The organism is Pseudomonas trutticola BRTCR10 (assembly GCF_056155105.1).
Map to the genome: position 1 here is coordinate 5,250,535 of NZ_CM149552.1, position 16,699 is coordinate 5,267,233.

Consider the following 16,699-nt stretch of genomic DNA (forward strand, 5'->3'; position numbering starts at 1 on the left):
AAAAGCGAAGCTCAAAAGATCGCAGCCTTCGGCAGCTCTTACAGGATGGAACAGTGGAGGGTCAGAGCTCACGCCACATGTGGATCTTGTCGAAGTAGTCTTCGCCGACCCGAACCGCCAGTGGCTCCAGGCCGAACTGGATGAAACCGCAGCGCTGATACAACTTGAACGCGGCGTCATTGCCGGCGGTGACGGTGAGCTGGATGAGCTTCAGCTCGGGATGTTTGCCGGCTTCGGCGAGTGCGGCTTGCACCAGTTCCTGACCGAAACCGTGTTGACGAAAATCCGCCGAAACGTACATGCCGAACAGCGTCACCTTGTGCCGGGCCTTCTCACGCGGCTCAAATGCCAGGCCGACGATGCCGGCCAGCACACCCGCTTCGAATGCGCCCAGCACAGCATCGAGTTTGCTGGTCAGACGCGCCTCCCACCAACTCAACGGCATCACCGCTCGCTCGCGCACGCTGGAAGTAAACGCCTGCGGATGCCGGTCATACGCTTCGAGCATCAGCTCGCGATAGGCCAGCGCATGACTGGCGTCCAGCCGTTCGATCCACATGGTCAGGCCGTCCTGCGTTGCTCAAGCATCAGACGCACAGCCAGACCGCCGAGCACCATCCCCATGAAATAACGCTGCAGCGCCAGCCACGTCGGATTGCGCACGAACCACGAAGCAATGCCCGCCGCAAACAACGCGATCAGCAGATTGACGCAGAAGCTGACGCTGATCTGGGTCAGGCCGAGGATGATGCTTTGGGTGAACACCGAGCCGTGTTCAGGGCTGATGAATTGCGGAAACACCGAGAGGTAGAACACGGCGATTTTGGGGTTCAGCGCGCTGGTGAGAAAACCCATGGTGATCAGTTTGCGCGACGAATCCGGCGGCAACTGCTGGGCTTCGAACGGCGAGCGCGCGCCGGGTTTCACCGCTTGCCAGGCCAGCCACAGCAGGTACAGCGCACCGGCCCACTTCAATACTTCATAAGCCATCGGCACCGCGAGGAACACCGCCGTCAAACCGGCGGCTGCGGCAAACATATGCACGAAGAAACCGGCCACCACACCGAGCAATGACGTGACCCCGGCCTTGCGTCCCTGGCAGATCGAACGCGAGATCAGGTAGATCATGTTCGGCCCCGGCGTCAGTACCATCAGCAACGCGGCGGCAGCGAAGATCAGCAGGTCTTGAAGCGGGATCATGGTGGGCGTCCTTTGCGTGGATGATCAGGCGATGGCGGTGAGCGAATGGCGATAGAACGGCAGGATCAGGTCGCGTGTCAATGGCGCCAGAACCACAGCAGGATCAGTGGTGGGGTCGATCCAGATGACTTCTTCGATTTCAGCGGCCGGAGACACCTCGGCGTCGATGCTCAGCTGGAATATCTCGGCCTGAACGATAAACCCCGGTTCGTTGGCGGCGGGTGCCGAGAACTGCCCGAGGAACGTTGCCTGAGCAGGATCGATCGCCAATCCCAGCTCCTCCTCCAGCTCACGGGCCAGCGCATGCACCGGCAACTCATGCGCCTCGATCTTGCCGCCCGGTTGCATGAACGCCGTGGTGCCGCGCTTGCGTACCAGCAACGTCTGGCCATCGGCACGAACCAGCAGGGCGGCGGCGATACGAATCAGTGGAGGGACAACGGATGCAGAGGTCATGGGTCAGCCAGCAGCCTTGAAAAAACGCAAGGATCCCATGCTTGCCCGATGACGTCACGTTGCCCGGCCTCACCCCTGAGCCTTGAGCGCGGCTTCGACCTCCTCCGGCACCTTGACGAATATCCTGTACTTGGCGCCTTCCATGGCTTCGAAGGCAATCAGCTTTTCCACCAGCAGACCGCTGAGGACCTTGCCGGCATTGAGCAGCAACATGCCGTTATCGGCATTCAGATTGCGTGCCAGGATCATTCCCGCCGCCAGATCCCGAGTGGTCAGTACCTTGACCGTCGGGTCCGCCAAGGTGACGTCACTGAGGAAGGCCGCACACACCTGAATGAAATCTTCGACCAGATCGGGATCGTACAAGCGCCCGGCGTACTGGCGCAGGTACAGCAGCGCTTCGTCACTGTTCATCTGCCGCTCAAGAATCAAACCACGTTGCAATTCAACGAAGTCCACCGCCAGTTTCAGCAAGCGTGAACCAAACGGAATCGCTTCGCCCTTGAGCCGGTCAGGAAACCCGCTGCCGTCCCAACGCTCCTGATGATGCAGGATCAGGCGTGCCGCATCCTTCATCGGGTCCAGCGTCATCAACAGTGATTCGCTCTGCTTGGGATAAGCGCGATAACGCTCGCGATCGGTATGCCGTAGCAGGTCCGAGGGCGTGATCATCATGCCGTCGGTCCAGCTCAGTTTGCCGACGTTGTACAGCGCCGCCGCCATGGTCAGGTCACGGCTGGTGGCCTCGTCCAGACCATGCTGAGTGCAGTAGCTGCGCACCAGTTCGATGATCTGCCGGTTGGTCTGTTTGGCCGGGGGCAAACGCAGATTGGCCAGCAACGAGAACACTTCGGTGCCGGTGACATAGCTGTGCTTGAGCTCTTCGTAGGCCAGATCAAGCATGTCGGCGGTCTGCTGCAGTTCGGCCGTACGCGCGGCGACATGCTTTTCAAGGGTACTGTTGAGCAGCTTGAGCTGGTCGTTCTGCACCCGCGTCACCTGCTCCAGACGCTGGCGCTCCTGCTCGGAGTGCTGATGCTCAAGGGACTGGCGCAGGATCAGCAGCAACTCCTCGTCATTCCACGGTTTGCTGATGTAGCGGTGAATCTGCCCGTCATTGATCGCCTTGATGATGGCGGACGGGTCGGCATAACCGGTGAGCATGATGCGCACAGCGGCCGGATGGCGTTCGCGGACAAGGGCCAGCAACGAGGCGCCGTCCATATTGGGCATGCGTGCGTCACTCATGACCAGATCCACCGCCTGCGTCTGGAGCATCTCCAGCGCCTGCGCGCCACTGGTGGCCAACAGAACATCGTAGGGCTGTCCCCGCAACAAGCGGCGCAAGCTGTTCAGAATCGACTCTTCGTCATCGACCAGCAGCACCTTGGGGCGGCGGCTGTGCGTCGAGGTGGATTGCTCTTCCATGGCGTGCCCTCAAGCGTGACAGTGAACTTGATCGACGCACCGACCTACCACCCCGCTTGCCCCGCGCCTGCCTCAAAGGCTAGATGATTTTTTGCAGCGCTCACGCAAATCTTCGGCCCGGCTGCACAGGCGAAATGCCGGCGGGACAACTATGCTCATCACGTTGTACGACTCCGTCAGCCTTCGAACAGGCCTGACACGAGGGAAAGGATGCTCCCGATGACAGCAGCATGTGACCCCATGGACGTTGCGGCATGAGCCTGCCATCGACGCAGATCAATCGCCGTGTGCTCATTGTCGATGACAGCCCGGCCATTCATGGCGATTTTGCCAAGATTCTCAGCCCCGCCGCTCCCGAAGACGACGGTCTGGACGCAACCGAAAGCCTGTTGTTCGGCACACCGTCTGTGGCCCAGCCTCAGCTATTCGAAATCGATTCGGCGTTTCAGGGCCGCGAAGCCCTGGACAAGCTCGAAGCCGCGTTGGCCGACAATCGTCCTTATGCCATGGCCTTTATCGACATGCGCATGCCACCGGGCTGGGATGGCCTGGAGACCATCGAACGGCTGTGGCAGGTCGATCCCAGGTTGCAGGTCGCGCTGTGCACGGCCTATTCCGACTATTCCTGGGAAGACATCGACCGGCGCCTGGCGTTGAACGACCGCTTGCTGATTCTGAAAAAGCCCTTCGATGCGATCGAGATTCGCCAGATGGCCAGTGCCCTGACGGTCAAATGGCAAATGACCGAAGACGCCGAACTCAAGCTCAACCGGCTCGAACAAGCGGTTCAGGCGCGCACCCGGGAACTGTCCGACGCCAACATCATCGTGCAGAACAGCCCGACCATCCTTTACCGGCTGCGCGGCGACCCTTCGTTTGCGCTGATGTATATCTCCCACAACATCACCCGCTACGGCCATGTCGCGGCTGACCTCGTCGGCTCAGCGAACTGGGCTCAGGTACTGATTCACCCGGACGACCAGCCCTGCGTCGATGCCGCCATGGCCCGGGTGCTGGATCGTCACGCGTCGGGGGCGTCGATCGAATTTCGTCTGCGCACCGGTCAGGGCACCTGGCGCTGGGTGGAAAACCGCTACATCCCGGTACGCGATCACGACGGCCGACTGCTGGAAGTCGAAGGCATTATTCTGGACATCACCGAGCGTCGCCTCGCCGAGGAAAAACTGGCATTGCTGGCCCGCCTCGACGGCCTTACGGGGCTGGCCAATCGCGCCACGCTGATTGAGCGTCTGCATCAGGCGTTTGCCGCCGCACGCCGAGGCGCCATGCCCTTCGCGGTGTTTTATCTGGACCTGGACCACTTCAAGCGGATCAATGACACATTGGGCCATCCCGTCGGCGATCTGCTGTTGCAGGAGGTGGCCCGGCGCATCAGGACCGGTGTGCGCGAAAACGATGTCGTCGCGCGCCTCGGGGGTGACGAGTTCGCGATCCTGCAATTGGACGTCAGCGACCCGACCCAATCGGCCGCGATGGCGGCCAATATCCGCGACGCACTGCTGACGCCCTACAACCTGGCCGGCAATGCGTTGCACATTTCCGTGAGCATCGGCATCAGCACCTACAGCGCCAGCAGCCTCGATGCCGACAGCCTGCTCGGGCAGGCCGACATGGCGCTGTATCGCGCCAAGGAAATGGGCCGCAACCAGTACCACTTCCACTCGGAGGAGATCTCCCGGGAAGTGGCCGAGCGCATGACCATTGTCAGTGAATTGATGACCGCGCTTGAGGGCGATGAGCTGCGGCTGCATTACGCGCCGGAGATGGATTTGCACAGCGGCAGGATTCTGGGCATGGAGGCACAAATCGTCTGGCAACATCCGCGACTCGGGCTGCTGACGGCGGGCGCCTTTGTGCCGGCGGCGGAGCGAACCGGCGCGATCATTCCGCTGGGCCGCTGGGTGCTGGATCGCGCCTGCCGCCAGATGCAGATATGGCGCGACGAAGGTGTCGCACCGCCGGTGATCGCGATCAAGCTTTCATTGGCCCAACTCAAGAGCGGCCCGGAGCTGATTTACGACGTACTGCGCACCACTGCACGCTGGGAGCTGGCGCCCTGGGACCTGCGTTTTGATGTCACCGAGGCGACGCTGGCCCAGACCAAGTGGACGCACAACGACGTACTGCCGCGCCTGCGCGAACTGGGCGTGACCATCGCCATCGATGATTTCGGCACCGAATACTCATCGTTCGATTACCTGAAAACCTACCGGGTCAATCACCTCAAACTCGCCCAGAGCTTTATCGACAGCGCGACTCAGGATGTGGCCGGCGCCAACGCTCTGCGAGCGATCGTCAATTTCGCCCGGGACCTGGACATCGGCATCATCGCCGAAGGCCAGCCTCCGCAGAATCGGCATTACGCAGCGTCCGCCGTTGCCCCGCTGCCCAGCGCGCAGGGTCTCTACTTCAGCGAAGCCGTCAGCGCCGAGCAGGCAGGACAATTACTCAAGGACGGACACGCATCGGCTGCGCCCACACAGGAAGACGAGGGATGAAAAAGCCTTCCCCGCAAACCAACCGGCGCATCCTGATCATCGACGACACGCCGGCAATTCACGATGACTTCCGCAAGATCCTCGCCCCGCAGGCGCAAGACGAAGTCGATCTGAATCAGCTTGAGCAAACGCTGTTTGGCAGCCCCCTGTCGCCGCATTTGACGTTCCAGCTCGACTCCGCCTATCAAGGTCAGGAGGCCCTGACCCTGGTCCAGCGCGCACTGGCTGCCGGCAGCCCTTACGCCCTCGCCTTTATCGACATGCGCATGCCGCCCGGCTGGGACGGCCTGGAAACCATCGAGCAATTGTGGCGCGCCGATCCTGACCTGCAAATCGCCTTGTGCACCGCCTACAGTGACTACAGCTGGGAAGCCATGGCCGAACGTCTGGAGTTCGGCGATCAGTTGCTGATCCTGAAGAAACCGTTCGACAGCCTGGAAATCCGCCAGATGGCCAACGCCCTGACGTGGAAATGGCAGTTGGCCCAGGACGCCGCCCTGAAGATGCTCGGCCTTGAACGAACCATCGAGGCGCGGGTGCACGAATTGCTGAAAGTGTCACACCTGCTGCAATACGACAGCCTCACCGGCCTGCCCAACAGCACCCTGCTCGGTGATCGTTTGAGTCAGGCGCTGGCCGTCTGCCGGCGCCATGACAAGCAACTGGTGGTGATGTTCCTGGGACTTGACCGGTTCAAGCGCATCAACAATGCGCTGGGGCATCCGGCGGGTGACGAGATGCTCAAACGGGTGGGCCAGCAACTGTTGTTGTGCGTGCGTGAATCGGACTCGGTCTTTCGCTACGGCTCCGACGAGTTCGTGGTGATTCTCAGCGACATCAGCCACCCTCAGCAGACCCGCGGCATCGCCGAAAAAGTGCTTGCCGCCATCCGCCTGCCACAGACGATTGCCGGCCATGACGTCAGCGTTACGGCCAGCGTGGGCATCAGCGTCTACCCCGAAGACGGGCTGGATGCCATCGAGCTGATCAAGAAAGCCGAGACCGCGATGCGCAACGTCAAGGAAACCGGCCCCAACGACATCGGTTTCTTCATCGAAGCCATGAACCTGCGGGCCCGTGAGCAACAAGGCATCGAGTCAGGCATTCGCCGGGCCCTGCAACAGCACGAATTCGTCCTCCACTATCAACCGAAAATCGATCTGCGCAGCAGCCGGGTGGTCGGCGCCGAAGCACTGGTGCGCTGGCAGAAACCCGGGCACGGCTGGGTGTATCCGGCGGACTTCATTCCTGTGGCCGAAGACAGCGGACTGATCGTGCCACTGACCCAATGGGTGCTGGGCGAGGCCTGTCGCCAGACGCAGGCCTGGCAAGTGGCCGGACTGCCGCCGATCCGCATGTCAGTGAACATTTCACCGATCGACTTTCGTCAGCGGGATTTCGTCGACAGTGTCGAGCGGGCGCTGGCGCAGTCGGGGCTGGCGGCCGATTGGCTGGAGCTGGAAATCACCGAAAACGTACTGATGCAAAACGTCGAGGCGACGATGAGCGCGCTCAATCGTCTGAAGGCATTGGGCATACGCCTGGCCATCGACGACTTCGGTACCGGCTACTCCAGCCTGAGCTACCTGCGCCGTTTTCCCATTGATGTGCTGAAGATCGATCAATCGTTCATTCGCAGCCTGAGCAATGACAGCAACGATGCCGCCCTCGTCGGCGCCATCATCAGCCTGGGAAAAAGCCTGGGCCTGAAGGTCATCGCCGAAGGCATCGAAACGGCCGGACAACTGGCCTTTCTCAAGACTAACCACTGCGAAGAAGGACAGGGCTACTTTTTCAGCAAAGCCCTGCCGGCCACTGAATTTGTGGCTTTGCTGAGCGGCGCCGGATCCGCGACATGGACGGTTTGATGCCCTCCCGTGAAACCGGCCTCGAATCAGGGAGTTCCTTGTCGATGAACCTTTTGCATCGCGCCATGCTTTTGCTGCTTTGCGTGCTCTGCGCAAACGCCCGCGCCGAGCCGCTGGACGAACCGCTCAAGCCTTTGCCCAAGGTTGAGCAACAGGATGCCCGGCGTGTCGAACTCGGTCGCCGGTTATTCCACGAGCCACGGTTATCGATCAACAACACGCTGTCCTGCGCCAGCTGCCACCAACTGGACAAGAACGGTGCCGACAGCCGTGCCTTTTCACTGGGCTTCGACGGCAAACCGGTAGCGTTCAACACGCCTAGCGTTTTCAACGCCGCCCTCAACTTTCGCCAGTTCTGGGACGGCCGCGTCGAGACCCTGGAGCAGCAGAGCAACGTCGTCATCACCAGCCCGCATGAAATGGGCAGTGACTGGAGCACCGTTGTCGAGCGTATCGCCAGCGACGCCGATTATCGCCGGGACTTCGCCGCCGCCTACCCGGGCGGCGTGAGCAAGGCCAATATCCAGCAAGCGCTGGCCAGCTTCGAACGCACCTTGCTGACCCCTGACTCGCGCTTCGATCAATACCTGTCGGGCAACACCGACATCCTGACCCTGGAAGAAAAGTACGGCTACCAGCGTTTCAAGGATTACGGCTGCATTGCCTGCCATCAAGGCGTGAACATCGGCGGCAACATGTTCCAGAAATTCGGGGTGTTCGGTGATTACATCGCTGATCGCGGCCACCCGACGGAGGCCGACCAAGGACGCTTCAATGTCACCGCTGACGAAGCGGATCGTGCCGTGTTCAAGGTGCCGAGTCTGCGCAATGTCGCACTGACCGCGCCCTACTTCCACGACGGCTCGGCGCCGACCCTCGAGCGGGCCGTGGACGTGATGTTCCAATACCAGTTGGGGCGTATGCCGAGCGACGAAGACAAGGCCCTGATCATTCAGTTTCTGCAGACCCTGACCGGCCGATGGGAGGGCACGCCATGAACCACATCTCACGTCGCGGCAGCCTGCTGTTGCTCACTCTGCTCGCGGTGATCCTGGCCTCGACCCTGTTGTTTCTTTACCTCAAGTCCAGTTCCGAACGGACCATGACGTACACCGATTCCCGGGACCTGATCCGGCAAATCAAACAACAGAACGCGCTATGGGAAAACGAGGTGCTCAAGGCCAGAGTGGCGATCTCCCACAACTATGACCCGCTGGTATCGCCGATGAACGAGATGAGCCGGCTCTGGGAGCGCTTTGATTCTCTGGAGTCCGGGCATGGGCGCAACGACTCGGCGCAATGGAACGACGCCCATGAGGCCTACCTGCAAGCCATGCAGGAAAAGACCCGTCTGGTCGAACAGTTCAAGTCGCACAACGCCTTGCTGCGCAACTCGCTGGCATTCCTGCCGACGGCAGAAGACGACATCCAGGCGCAGCTGGCCAACCTGGCCGATTTCGATAAATTGCAACTGCAGAACATCACCACCGATACCTACGACCTGCTGCTCAGCGCCCTGGAGTTTGCTCAGGTCACCTCCGCCGAAAAGGCCGCCGACATCGAGGTCGGTCTGAACAAACTGGCGGTGAATGCACAACGCCTGCCCCAGGAGTTTCAGGCGCCGATCAGGATCTTGAGTAACCACATCAGCCTGATTGCGCGGGAGCAGCCGCGGGTCAATCAACTGCTTGAAAGTATCGAAGCGATTCCCGTGGCCGACCGTCTGGACACCATCACCACCATGCTCGACCAGGATCAGCAGCGGGTCGAAATCATCGACCGCAAATACCACTTCTATCTGCTGCTGTTTTCCGTGCTGCTGATGTTGTCGCTGATGTGGCTGGCCGTTCGCCTGATTCGCAGTTTCGCCGAAATCAATCGGGTCAACAGCGCCTTGCAAGCCGCCAACGATGCACTGGAACAACGGGTCGAGGAGCGCACCCGCGAACTGAAGAACGCCCAGAGCGAACTGCTCGACGCCGCGCGTCAGGCCGGCATGGCGGAGATCGCGACCAATGTGCTGCACAACGTTGGCAATGTGCTTAACAGCGTGAACATTTCCTCCGACCTGATCGCGCGAAAACTGCGTGCCAGCAAAAGCCAGGGTTTGGGCAAGGCCATGCAGTTGATCAACGAACACCCCCACGACCTCGGCCATTTTCTCAGCGAGGATGCCAAGGGCAAATTGCTCCCCGGCTACCTCAATCAACTGGTCGCCGCCATTGCCCAGGAACAACAGGAAATGGTCGATGAGCTGAACCAGATGAACAAGAGCGTCGACCACATCAAGGACATTGTCGCCACCCAGCAATCCTATGCCGGGGCCAACAGCATGACCGAGCCGCTGTTCATCAACGAACTGCTCGAAGACGCGCTGCGCATGAACGCCGGCGCCCTGACCCGGCATCACGTCACGGTGGTCAAGGAGTACGCCGATGTGCCTCAGGTGATGGGCGACAAACACCGCTTGCTGCTGATTCTGATCAACCTCATCAGCAATGCCAAATACGCCATGTCCGACCTCAGCAATCGCCCACGAACCATGACCCTGGGGGTCAAGGTCGTTGATGACCACTTCCTCGAAATCAGCGTTCGGGACGATGGCGAAGGCATTGCCGCCGAGAACATGACGCGGATCTTTGCCCACGGTTTTACTACGCGCAAGGAAGGCCACGGCTTCGGCCTGCACAGCTGCGCCCTGGCGGCCATCGAGATGAACGGCCACCTCACCGCCCACAGCGACGGACCGGGCAAAGGCGCGCTGTTCACCCTGCAGATCCCTCTGATCAGCGTCACGGAGAACGCATGAGCGAGCAGACCAACCGCCGTATTCTGCTGATCGACGACATGCCGTCGATCCATGAGGACTTTCGCAAGATTCTTGCGCCACCGGCAGCGCAGTCGGTGGAACTGGACGAGATGGAAGCCGCACTGTTCGGCACTCAGGCTCATGCCGAGCGTCCGCTGTTTGAACTGGATTCGGCTTATGGCGGCGAAGAAGGTCTGGGCAAGCTGGTGCAGGCCATGCAGGAACAACGCCCCTACGCGCTGGCCTTTGTGGATATGCGCATGCCCGATGGCTGGGACGGCGCGAAAACCATCGAACACCTTTGGCAACAGGATCCGCTGCTGCAAGTGGTGGTGTGCACGGCGTACTCGGATTATTCCTGGGACGAACTGCTGGAACGTCTGCACGCCCATGATCGATTACTGATCCTGAAGAAGCCGTTCGACAACATCGAAGTGCAGCAGATGGCCAATACCCTGTTGACCAAATGGCAGATGACGGAGCGCGCCTCGCTGCAAATGCATCATCTGGAGGATCTGGTCGATCAACGCACCGCCCAGTTCAAGCAGGCCAGTGAAGCCCTGCAAAGAGAAATCGACGAACGCAAGCAATTGGAGGGGCAATTGGTGCAGTCGGAAAAACTCGCGTCACTGGGGCAACTGGCGGCCGGGGTGGCCCATGAAATCAACAACCCGATCGGCTTCATTTCCTCCAACCTCGGCACTCTGGACAGCTACTTCAAGCAGCTGCTGACCATGCTCGACGCCTACCAGACGCTTGGCCCCACCCAGGACCACGAGACCGTGGCACGGCTGGAGCAATTGCGCACAGACATCGAACTGGATTTTCTGCTTGAAGACATTCCCGTGCTGATCCGCGAATCCAAGGAAGGCATCGGCCGGGTCGGACAGATCGTCAAGGATCTGAAGGATTTCTCGCGGGTCGATACCAATCAGCAATGGCAGTGGGCCAACCTGCAGCAAGGCATCGAGTCGACCCTTAACATTGTCGCCAGCGAACTCAAATACAAGGCCGACGTGATCAGGGATTATCAGGCGCTGCCGGACATCGAGTGCCTGCCGTCGCAAATCAATCAGGTCATCATGAATCTGGTGGTCAACGCCGCTCAGGCCATGGGCGCCGAGCGCGGCACCATCACCTTGCGCACCGGGCAGGTGCAAGACACTGCATGGATTGAAGTTGCCGATACCGGCTCGGGCATCGCAGCGGACACTCTGCAAAAAATCTTCGACCCTTTCTTCACCACCAAACCGGTCGGCCAGGGGACAGGGCTGGGCTTGTCCCTGTCCTACGGCATCGTAAAAAAACACGGTGGAGACATTTCAGTGCGCAGCGAGCCAGGCGTGGGCACGACTTTTCGCGTTGAACTGCCGCTGCGCCAGAGCCGGCCCGGCGCGTGAGGACGCCTCAGGTGGCTTCCTGAAAATCCATCTCCGGCGGCTGGCGACGGAAGCCACCGGTGAGCACCGCGAGATACACCACACCGATTGCCAGCCAGCTCAGGCCCAGATACACCGCCAGGTGATCGAGGCTGACCATCAGCCACAAATCCGCCACCAGGCCGATGAACGGGAAAATCAGGAACAGCACCAGCTCGCGCAGCCCCTTCTTTTCACCGCCTATCCAGTAATGAAAGATCACCGACAGGTTCACCAGGCTGAACGCCAGGAACGCGCCGAAATTGATGAACGAGGTCGAGGTGGTCACGTCGAGTTTCAGCGCCAGCAATGCCACGACCGCGCAGAGCAGAATGCTGTTGACCGGTGTGCCGAAGCGCGCGTGCAAGGTGCCGAAGAACGACTTCGGCAGCACGCCGTCGCGGCCCATCGCGAACAACAGTCGCGAGCCACTGGCCTGTGCCGAAAGCCCGGAAGCAAACTGACCGACGATCAGGCCGATGAGGAAGATCGAGACGAACATGTCGCCGCCAATGTTGCGCGCAATTTCGTAGGCCGCCGAGTCGACGCTGTCGAACTGGAACGACGGGTGGGCGATCTGCACGAAGTACGAAACACCGACGAAAATCAGCCCGCCGATCAAGGTGATCAACATGATCGCCCGAGGAATGGTTCGACGTGGATCGCGGGTTTCTTCGGTCAACGTGCTGACCGCGTCAAAACCCAGAAACGAATAACAGGCGATGGCCGCACCGCTCATGATCAGCGGCATCTGCATGTCGCCATTGAAGAACGGTTTGATCGACCACAGCGGCGTGCTCGCATCGCCTCCGATGTAGTGCACGCACAACGCGACGAAGGCGATCAGCACAAGAAACTGCACAAGCATCAGCAAGGCGTTGATGCCGTTGGCCAGTTTCAGGCCGATGATGTTGATCGCACTGGTGATGCCGATGAACCCAAGGACCCAGATCCATTGCGCAATTGACGGGAAGGCCGAGGCCAGGTACGCGGCGCCGATCAGCCAGATCGCCATCGGCAGGAACAGATAGTCGAGCAGCACCGCCCAACCGGCAATGAACCCGAGTTTCGGGCTGATCGCCTTGCGTACGTAGCTGTAGGCGGAGCCGGCGACGGGGAACGCAGCGGCCATACGCCCGTAACTCATCGCGGTGAAAAACATCGCAATCAGTGCGGCCAGATAAGCGGCGGGCACCATGCCAGCGGTGGATTGGGCGAGGATGCCGAAGGTGCCGAGGACAATGATCGGCGTCATGTAGGCGATGCCGAACAGCACCACCGACCCTAGCGAAAGGGTGCGTTGCAAACGAGCCATGGGCGACTTACTCCGAATTATTGGTTTTATGGCAGAGCCGAGTTCGGCGAATGTTTCGGGTGTGGCTGATCGTTCCCACGCTCTGCGTGGGAATGCCTCAATGGACGCTCTGCGTCTGCTCTTGGGACGCGGAGCGTCCCGGGCTGCATTCCCACGCAGAGCGTGGGAACGATCGGGTACAACGGGTCAAGGGATCAGCAACTCGCGCCGCCCGCAAGCGTGCTCCACCACCTCCCCCGGCAACTTCAAGCGCTGATCATCCAGATAGCGGTAATCCTTGCGCGCGATCTTCAATTGGGCGAAATCCAGCTCAACGCTGAACGTCCCTTCTTCGCGCCCCGCCTCGAACAACAGCGCCCCCAGCGGATCAACCAGCGCACTGCCACCGGCAAACATCAAGCCGTCATCCCCCGCGTCCACGCGGTTGACCATCAGCGCGAACGCCTGATTTTCCTGAGCCCGCGCCATGATCGCGGTGCGATGGGTCGGGCCATAGGGGTCCATGTTGCCGTTGGTCACGATCAGCAACTCGGCGCCCAGTTGCGCCAAGGCACGGGCGGTTTCCGGAAACTCGATGTCGTAGCAGATCAGCAGACCGATGCGCACGCCGTTCCACACGCAGGTCGCATAGCGATCACCCGCCTCGAACACACCGCGATCGGAAGCCCACAAATGCGTCTTGCGATATTTCAAGGCAATGCCTTCGGGGGTGATCAGCAGTGTGGTGTTGAAGAAGCGACCGTTGTCGTTCTCGGCCATGCCGATCACCACCGCCATGTTGCGTTCGCGGGCGGCGGCCAGCACTGCGTTCACGGTCGGGCCATCCACTGGCTCGGATGTTTGCGCAACGGTCGCGGCAGTCGGGAAGCCCATCAGGTGAGTTTCCGGGAACACGATCAGTTGCGTGTCGGCCGCACACGCGGCAATCGCGGCAATGGCCCGTTCGAGGTTGTAGGCGGTGCCATTGTCACGGCCCGCCAGTTGCGCGAGTTCGACTTTCATCGGTAATCCTTGTTCTGAGTGCCGGGCGCTGAAAGATTGCCCGGTGGCTGTCTGTGAGCCAGTATGCGCAGCAAGCAACTGGCCTGGGAATCACGCGGCCGGGGTAACCCGATAGGGGTAGATCGATGACACTTTCGTTTGACGACATCACCTGGCACCGCGCCGTCGGGCAGTTGATCGATGCGCTGGACAAGCCTAATTTCTGGGCGCAACTGGTGCGTTTGCTCGACCAGTACGTGGCGTTCGATAGCTGGGTTGCGCTGTTGTTCAGCGCCGATCAACACCCGCAGGTGTTCGCTGAATGCCCCGGCGTGGACGGCAGTCCGGATCAACTGTTTCAGGACTATCTGCGCGGTCTGTATCTGCTCGACCCGTTCTACATCGCCTGCCGCGAGCAATCGCGCACCGGTTTGTATCGCCTCTCGGAGGTGGCGCCGGAGCATTTCGAGCTGACCGAGTATTACCAGCGATACTTTCGTCTGAATGTGGTCGCCGACGAAATCCAGTTCAATTGTCAGCTCGAAGGCGAGCGCACGTTGTGCCTGTCGCTGGGCAGTAAAAAACGTTTCACTGGCGAGCAGATCGCTTTGCTGTCATTGATCCAGTCATGGGTGCTGGGCCTGTTGCGCCAGCGTCTGCCTTATGAGATCAACGAAACCGTGGCCCTTGCCACCTCACCCGCAGCGGTGGATTGGCGGGTGCAACTGGAAGCCTCGGTGCAACAACTCAAGGGCGCGCAACTGACCGCCCGCGAACTGGACGTCGGCCGTTTGATGCTCAGCGGTTGCTCCAGTAAAGAAATCGCCCGTAAGCTGGAAATCTCCGTAGAAACCGTGAAAGTCCATAAGAAACACATGTACAGCAAGCTGGGGATCAAATCCCAGTCGGAGCTGTTTTCGATATTTCTTCAGGCACAGAACGCCTGAACAGCCAACGCACGCAGTGGCTTGATATCCCCTGTGGCGAGGGGATGAATCCCCTCACCACAATAGATCTCATCAACAGGCCCGCCTGCTGCCATAGGCTTGCAACCCATTGAGTCCGAACCAAGGAAACCGTATGAGCCTGTCACTTCTGAGCCGCTACGCCTTCTTTGCCGTCTGCGTGATTTTCACCCTCGCCAGCCTGCCTTTTCTCGAACATGACTGGCTGTGGCCGTTCACTGCCGTCACTGGCGTATTAAGCCTGATCGGCCTGTTCGATCTGCTGCAGAGCCCGCACGCGGTGCGCCGCAACTACCCGATCCTCGGCAACATCCGCTACCTGGTCGAAGGCATTCGCCCGGAGATTCGCCAGTACCTGCTCGAATCCGACAGCGATGCCCTGCCCTTCTCTCGCGCCCAGCGCTCGCTGGTGTATTCGCGGGCAAAAAACGAAACCGCCGACAAACCCTTCGGCACGCTGATCGATGTCTATCAATCGGGTTTCGAATTCATCGGCCACTCGATGCGCCCGGCACCGCTGAGTGACCCGAGCAGCTTTCGCGTTACCGTCGGCGGCCCGCAGTGCAGCCAGCCATACTCGGCGTCGGTGTTCAACATCTCGGCGATGAGCTTCGGCTCGCTGAGCGCCAACGCGATTCGCGCACTGAACCAGGGCGCGAAACTCGGCAACTTCGCCCACGACACCGGCGAAGGCAGCATCAGCCCCTATCACCGCGAGCACGGCGGCGACCTGACCTGGGAGCTGGGCAGCGGCTACTTTGGCTGCCGCACCAGCGACGGCCGTTTCGACCCGGAACGCTTCGCCGCCCAGGCACAGAATCCGCAAGTGCGCATGATCGAAATCAAGATGAGCCAGGGTGCCAAACCCGGCCATGGCGGCATCCTGCCCAAGCACAAGGTCACCAAGGAAATCGCCGAAACCCGCGGCATCATGATGGGTGAAGACTGTGTGTCGCCATCACGCCACAGCGCCTTTTCCACGCCGATCGAGATGATGCATTTCATCCAGCAACTGCGTGAACTGTCCGGCGGCAAACCGGTGGGTTTCAAATTCTGCCTCGGCCACCCATGGGAATTCATGGGCATCGCCAAAGCCATGCTGGAAACCGGCATCCTTCCGGACTTCATTGTCGTCGATGGCAAGGAAGGTGGCACCGGCGCTGCGCCCGTGGAATTCACCGACCACATCGGCGTGCCGATGCGTGAAGGCCTGCTGTTCGTGCACAACACGCTGGTCGGCCTGAATCTGCGCGACAAGATCAAACTCGGCGCCAGCGGCAAGATCGTCAGCGCGTTCGACATCGCCAGCGTGCTGGCCATCGGCGCCGACTGGGCCAACTCGGCGCGCGGCTTCATGTTCGCCATCGGCTGCATCCAGTCGCAAAGCTGCCACACCAACAAATGCCCGACCGGGGTCGCCACTCAGGATGCCCTGCGCCAGCGTGCGCTGGTGGTGCCGGACAAGGCGCAACGAGTATTCAACTTCCATCGCAACACGTTGAAGGCGCTGGCGGAAATGCTCGCCGCAGCCGGGCTCGAACATCCATCACAATTGTCGGCCAAGCACCTGGTACGACGCATGTCCGCGACCGAGATCAAATTGTTCTCGCAGTTGCATGTGTTCCTCAAACCCGGCGAACTGCTCACTGGCGAAGTGAACGGCGAGTTTTATTCGCGGATGTGGCAGATGGCGCGGGCGGACAGTTTTGAGCCGCAGGAAGTGGTCGCAGCGTAACCACA

General features: G+C 60.4%; 13 protein-coding genes. 7 read left to right on the forward strand and 6 right to left on the reverse strand.

What is annotated here, in order from left to right:
- Positions 1–61 precede the first annotated feature (61 nt).
- The 4 genes from ACVVH8_RS23810 to nosR all read right to left on the reverse strand — a co-directional run bounded on the left by ACVVH8_RS23810 (position 62) and on the right by nosR (position 3,084).
- A complete protein-coding gene (locus ACVVH8_RS23810) occupies positions 62–559 on the reverse strand; it encodes a GNAT family N-acetyltransferase (RefSeq protein ID WP_475226672.1) in 498 nt (165 codons plus the stop codon).
- 2 nt (positions 560–561) lie between these two features.
- On the reverse strand, positions 562–1,200 hold the full coding sequence (locus ACVVH8_RS23815) for a LysE family translocator (RefSeq protein ID WP_103304603.1): 639 nt from the start codon (positions 1,198–1,200) through the stop codon (positions 562–564).
- Positions 1,201–1,224: 24 nt separating this feature from the next.
- Complete coding sequence (locus tag ACVVH8_RS23820; RefSeq protein WP_475226674.1) at positions 1,225–1,656, reverse strand: NUDIX hydrolase; 432 nt, start codon at positions 1,654–1,656, stop codon at positions 1,225–1,227.
- Positions 1,657–1,725: 69 nt separating this feature from the next.
- Positions 1,726–3,084 (reverse strand): response regulator c-di-GMP phosphodiesterase, NosR family, encoded by a 1,359-nt coding sequence (nosR, locus tag ACVVH8_RS23825; RefSeq protein ID WP_103304601.1) that lies wholly within the window; start codon positions 3,082–3,084, stop codon positions 1,726–1,728.
- Between the two features lie 254 nt (positions 3,085–3,338).
- Here nosR and ACVVH8_RS23830 point away from each other — a divergent pair, with 254 nt between their 5' ends.
- From ACVVH8_RS23830 to ACVVH8_RS23850, 5 genes are read left to right on the forward strand one after another with little or no spacing between them, the layout of a single operon-like run.
- Positions 3,339–5,603, forward strand: a complete 2,265-nt coding sequence (locus ACVVH8_RS23830; protein ID WP_103304600.1) for a GGDEF/EAL domain-containing response regulator — start codon at positions 3,339–3,341, stop codon at positions 5,601–5,603.
- Positions 5,600–7,471: a putative bifunctional diguanylate cyclase/phosphodiesterase gene (locus tag ACVVH8_RS23835; protein WP_475226676.1), complete on the forward strand. Its 1,872-nt coding sequence runs from the start codon at positions 5,600–5,602 to the stop codon at positions 7,469–7,471. The genes ACVVH8_RS23830 and ACVVH8_RS23835 overlap by 4 nt, the downstream gene beginning before the upstream one ends.
- A 44-nt stretch (positions 7,472–7,515) precedes the next feature.
- A complete protein-coding gene (locus ACVVH8_RS23840; RefSeq protein ID WP_475226679.1) occupies positions 7,516–8,469 on the forward strand; it encodes a cytochrome-c peroxidase in 954 nt (317 codons plus the stop codon).
- Positions 8,466–10,280, forward strand: a complete 1,815-nt coding sequence (locus tag ACVVH8_RS23845; RefSeq protein WP_103304598.1) for a DAHL domain-containing protein — start codon at positions 8,466–8,468, stop codon at positions 10,278–10,280. The genes ACVVH8_RS23840 and ACVVH8_RS23845 overlap by 4 nt, the downstream gene beginning before the upstream one ends.
- Positions 10,277–11,680 (forward strand): ATP-binding protein, encoded by a 1,404-nt coding sequence (locus tag ACVVH8_RS23850; RefSeq protein WP_475226681.1) that lies wholly within the window; start codon positions 10,277–10,279, stop codon positions 11,678–11,680. The genes ACVVH8_RS23845 and ACVVH8_RS23850 overlap by 4 nt, the downstream gene beginning before the upstream one ends.
- Before the next feature lie 7 nt (positions 11,681–11,687).
- Here ACVVH8_RS23850 and ACVVH8_RS23855 read toward each other — a convergent pair whose 3' ends face one another.
- Positions 11,688–13,013: an APC family permease gene (locus ACVVH8_RS23855; RefSeq protein WP_475226684.1), complete on the reverse strand. Its 1,326-nt coding sequence runs from the start codon at positions 13,011–13,013 to the stop codon at positions 11,688–11,690.
- Between the two features lie 186 nt (positions 13,014–13,199).
- Positions 13,200–14,015, reverse strand: a complete 816-nt coding sequence (locus ACVVH8_RS23860; RefSeq protein WP_475226686.1) for a carbon-nitrogen hydrolase family protein — start codon at positions 14,013–14,015, stop codon at positions 13,200–13,202.
- Positions 14,016–14,140: 125 nt separating this feature from the next.
- Here ACVVH8_RS23860 and ACVVH8_RS23865 point away from each other — a divergent pair, with 125 nt between their 5' ends.
- Positions 14,141–14,941 (forward strand): helix-turn-helix transcriptional regulator, encoded by an 801-nt coding sequence (locus tag ACVVH8_RS23865; protein WP_475226688.1) that lies wholly within the window; start codon positions 14,141–14,143, stop codon positions 14,939–14,941.
- A gap of 133 nt (positions 14,942–15,074) precedes the next feature.
- Positions 15,075–16,694 carry an FMN-binding glutamate synthase family protein gene (locus ACVVH8_RS23870; protein ID WP_103304593.1) on the forward strand — a complete coding sequence of 540 codons (1,620 nt, stop codon included), beginning with the start codon at positions 15,075–15,077 and terminating at the stop codon, positions 16,692–16,694.
- The last annotated feature ends 5 nt before the right edge of the window (positions 16,695–16,699 follow it).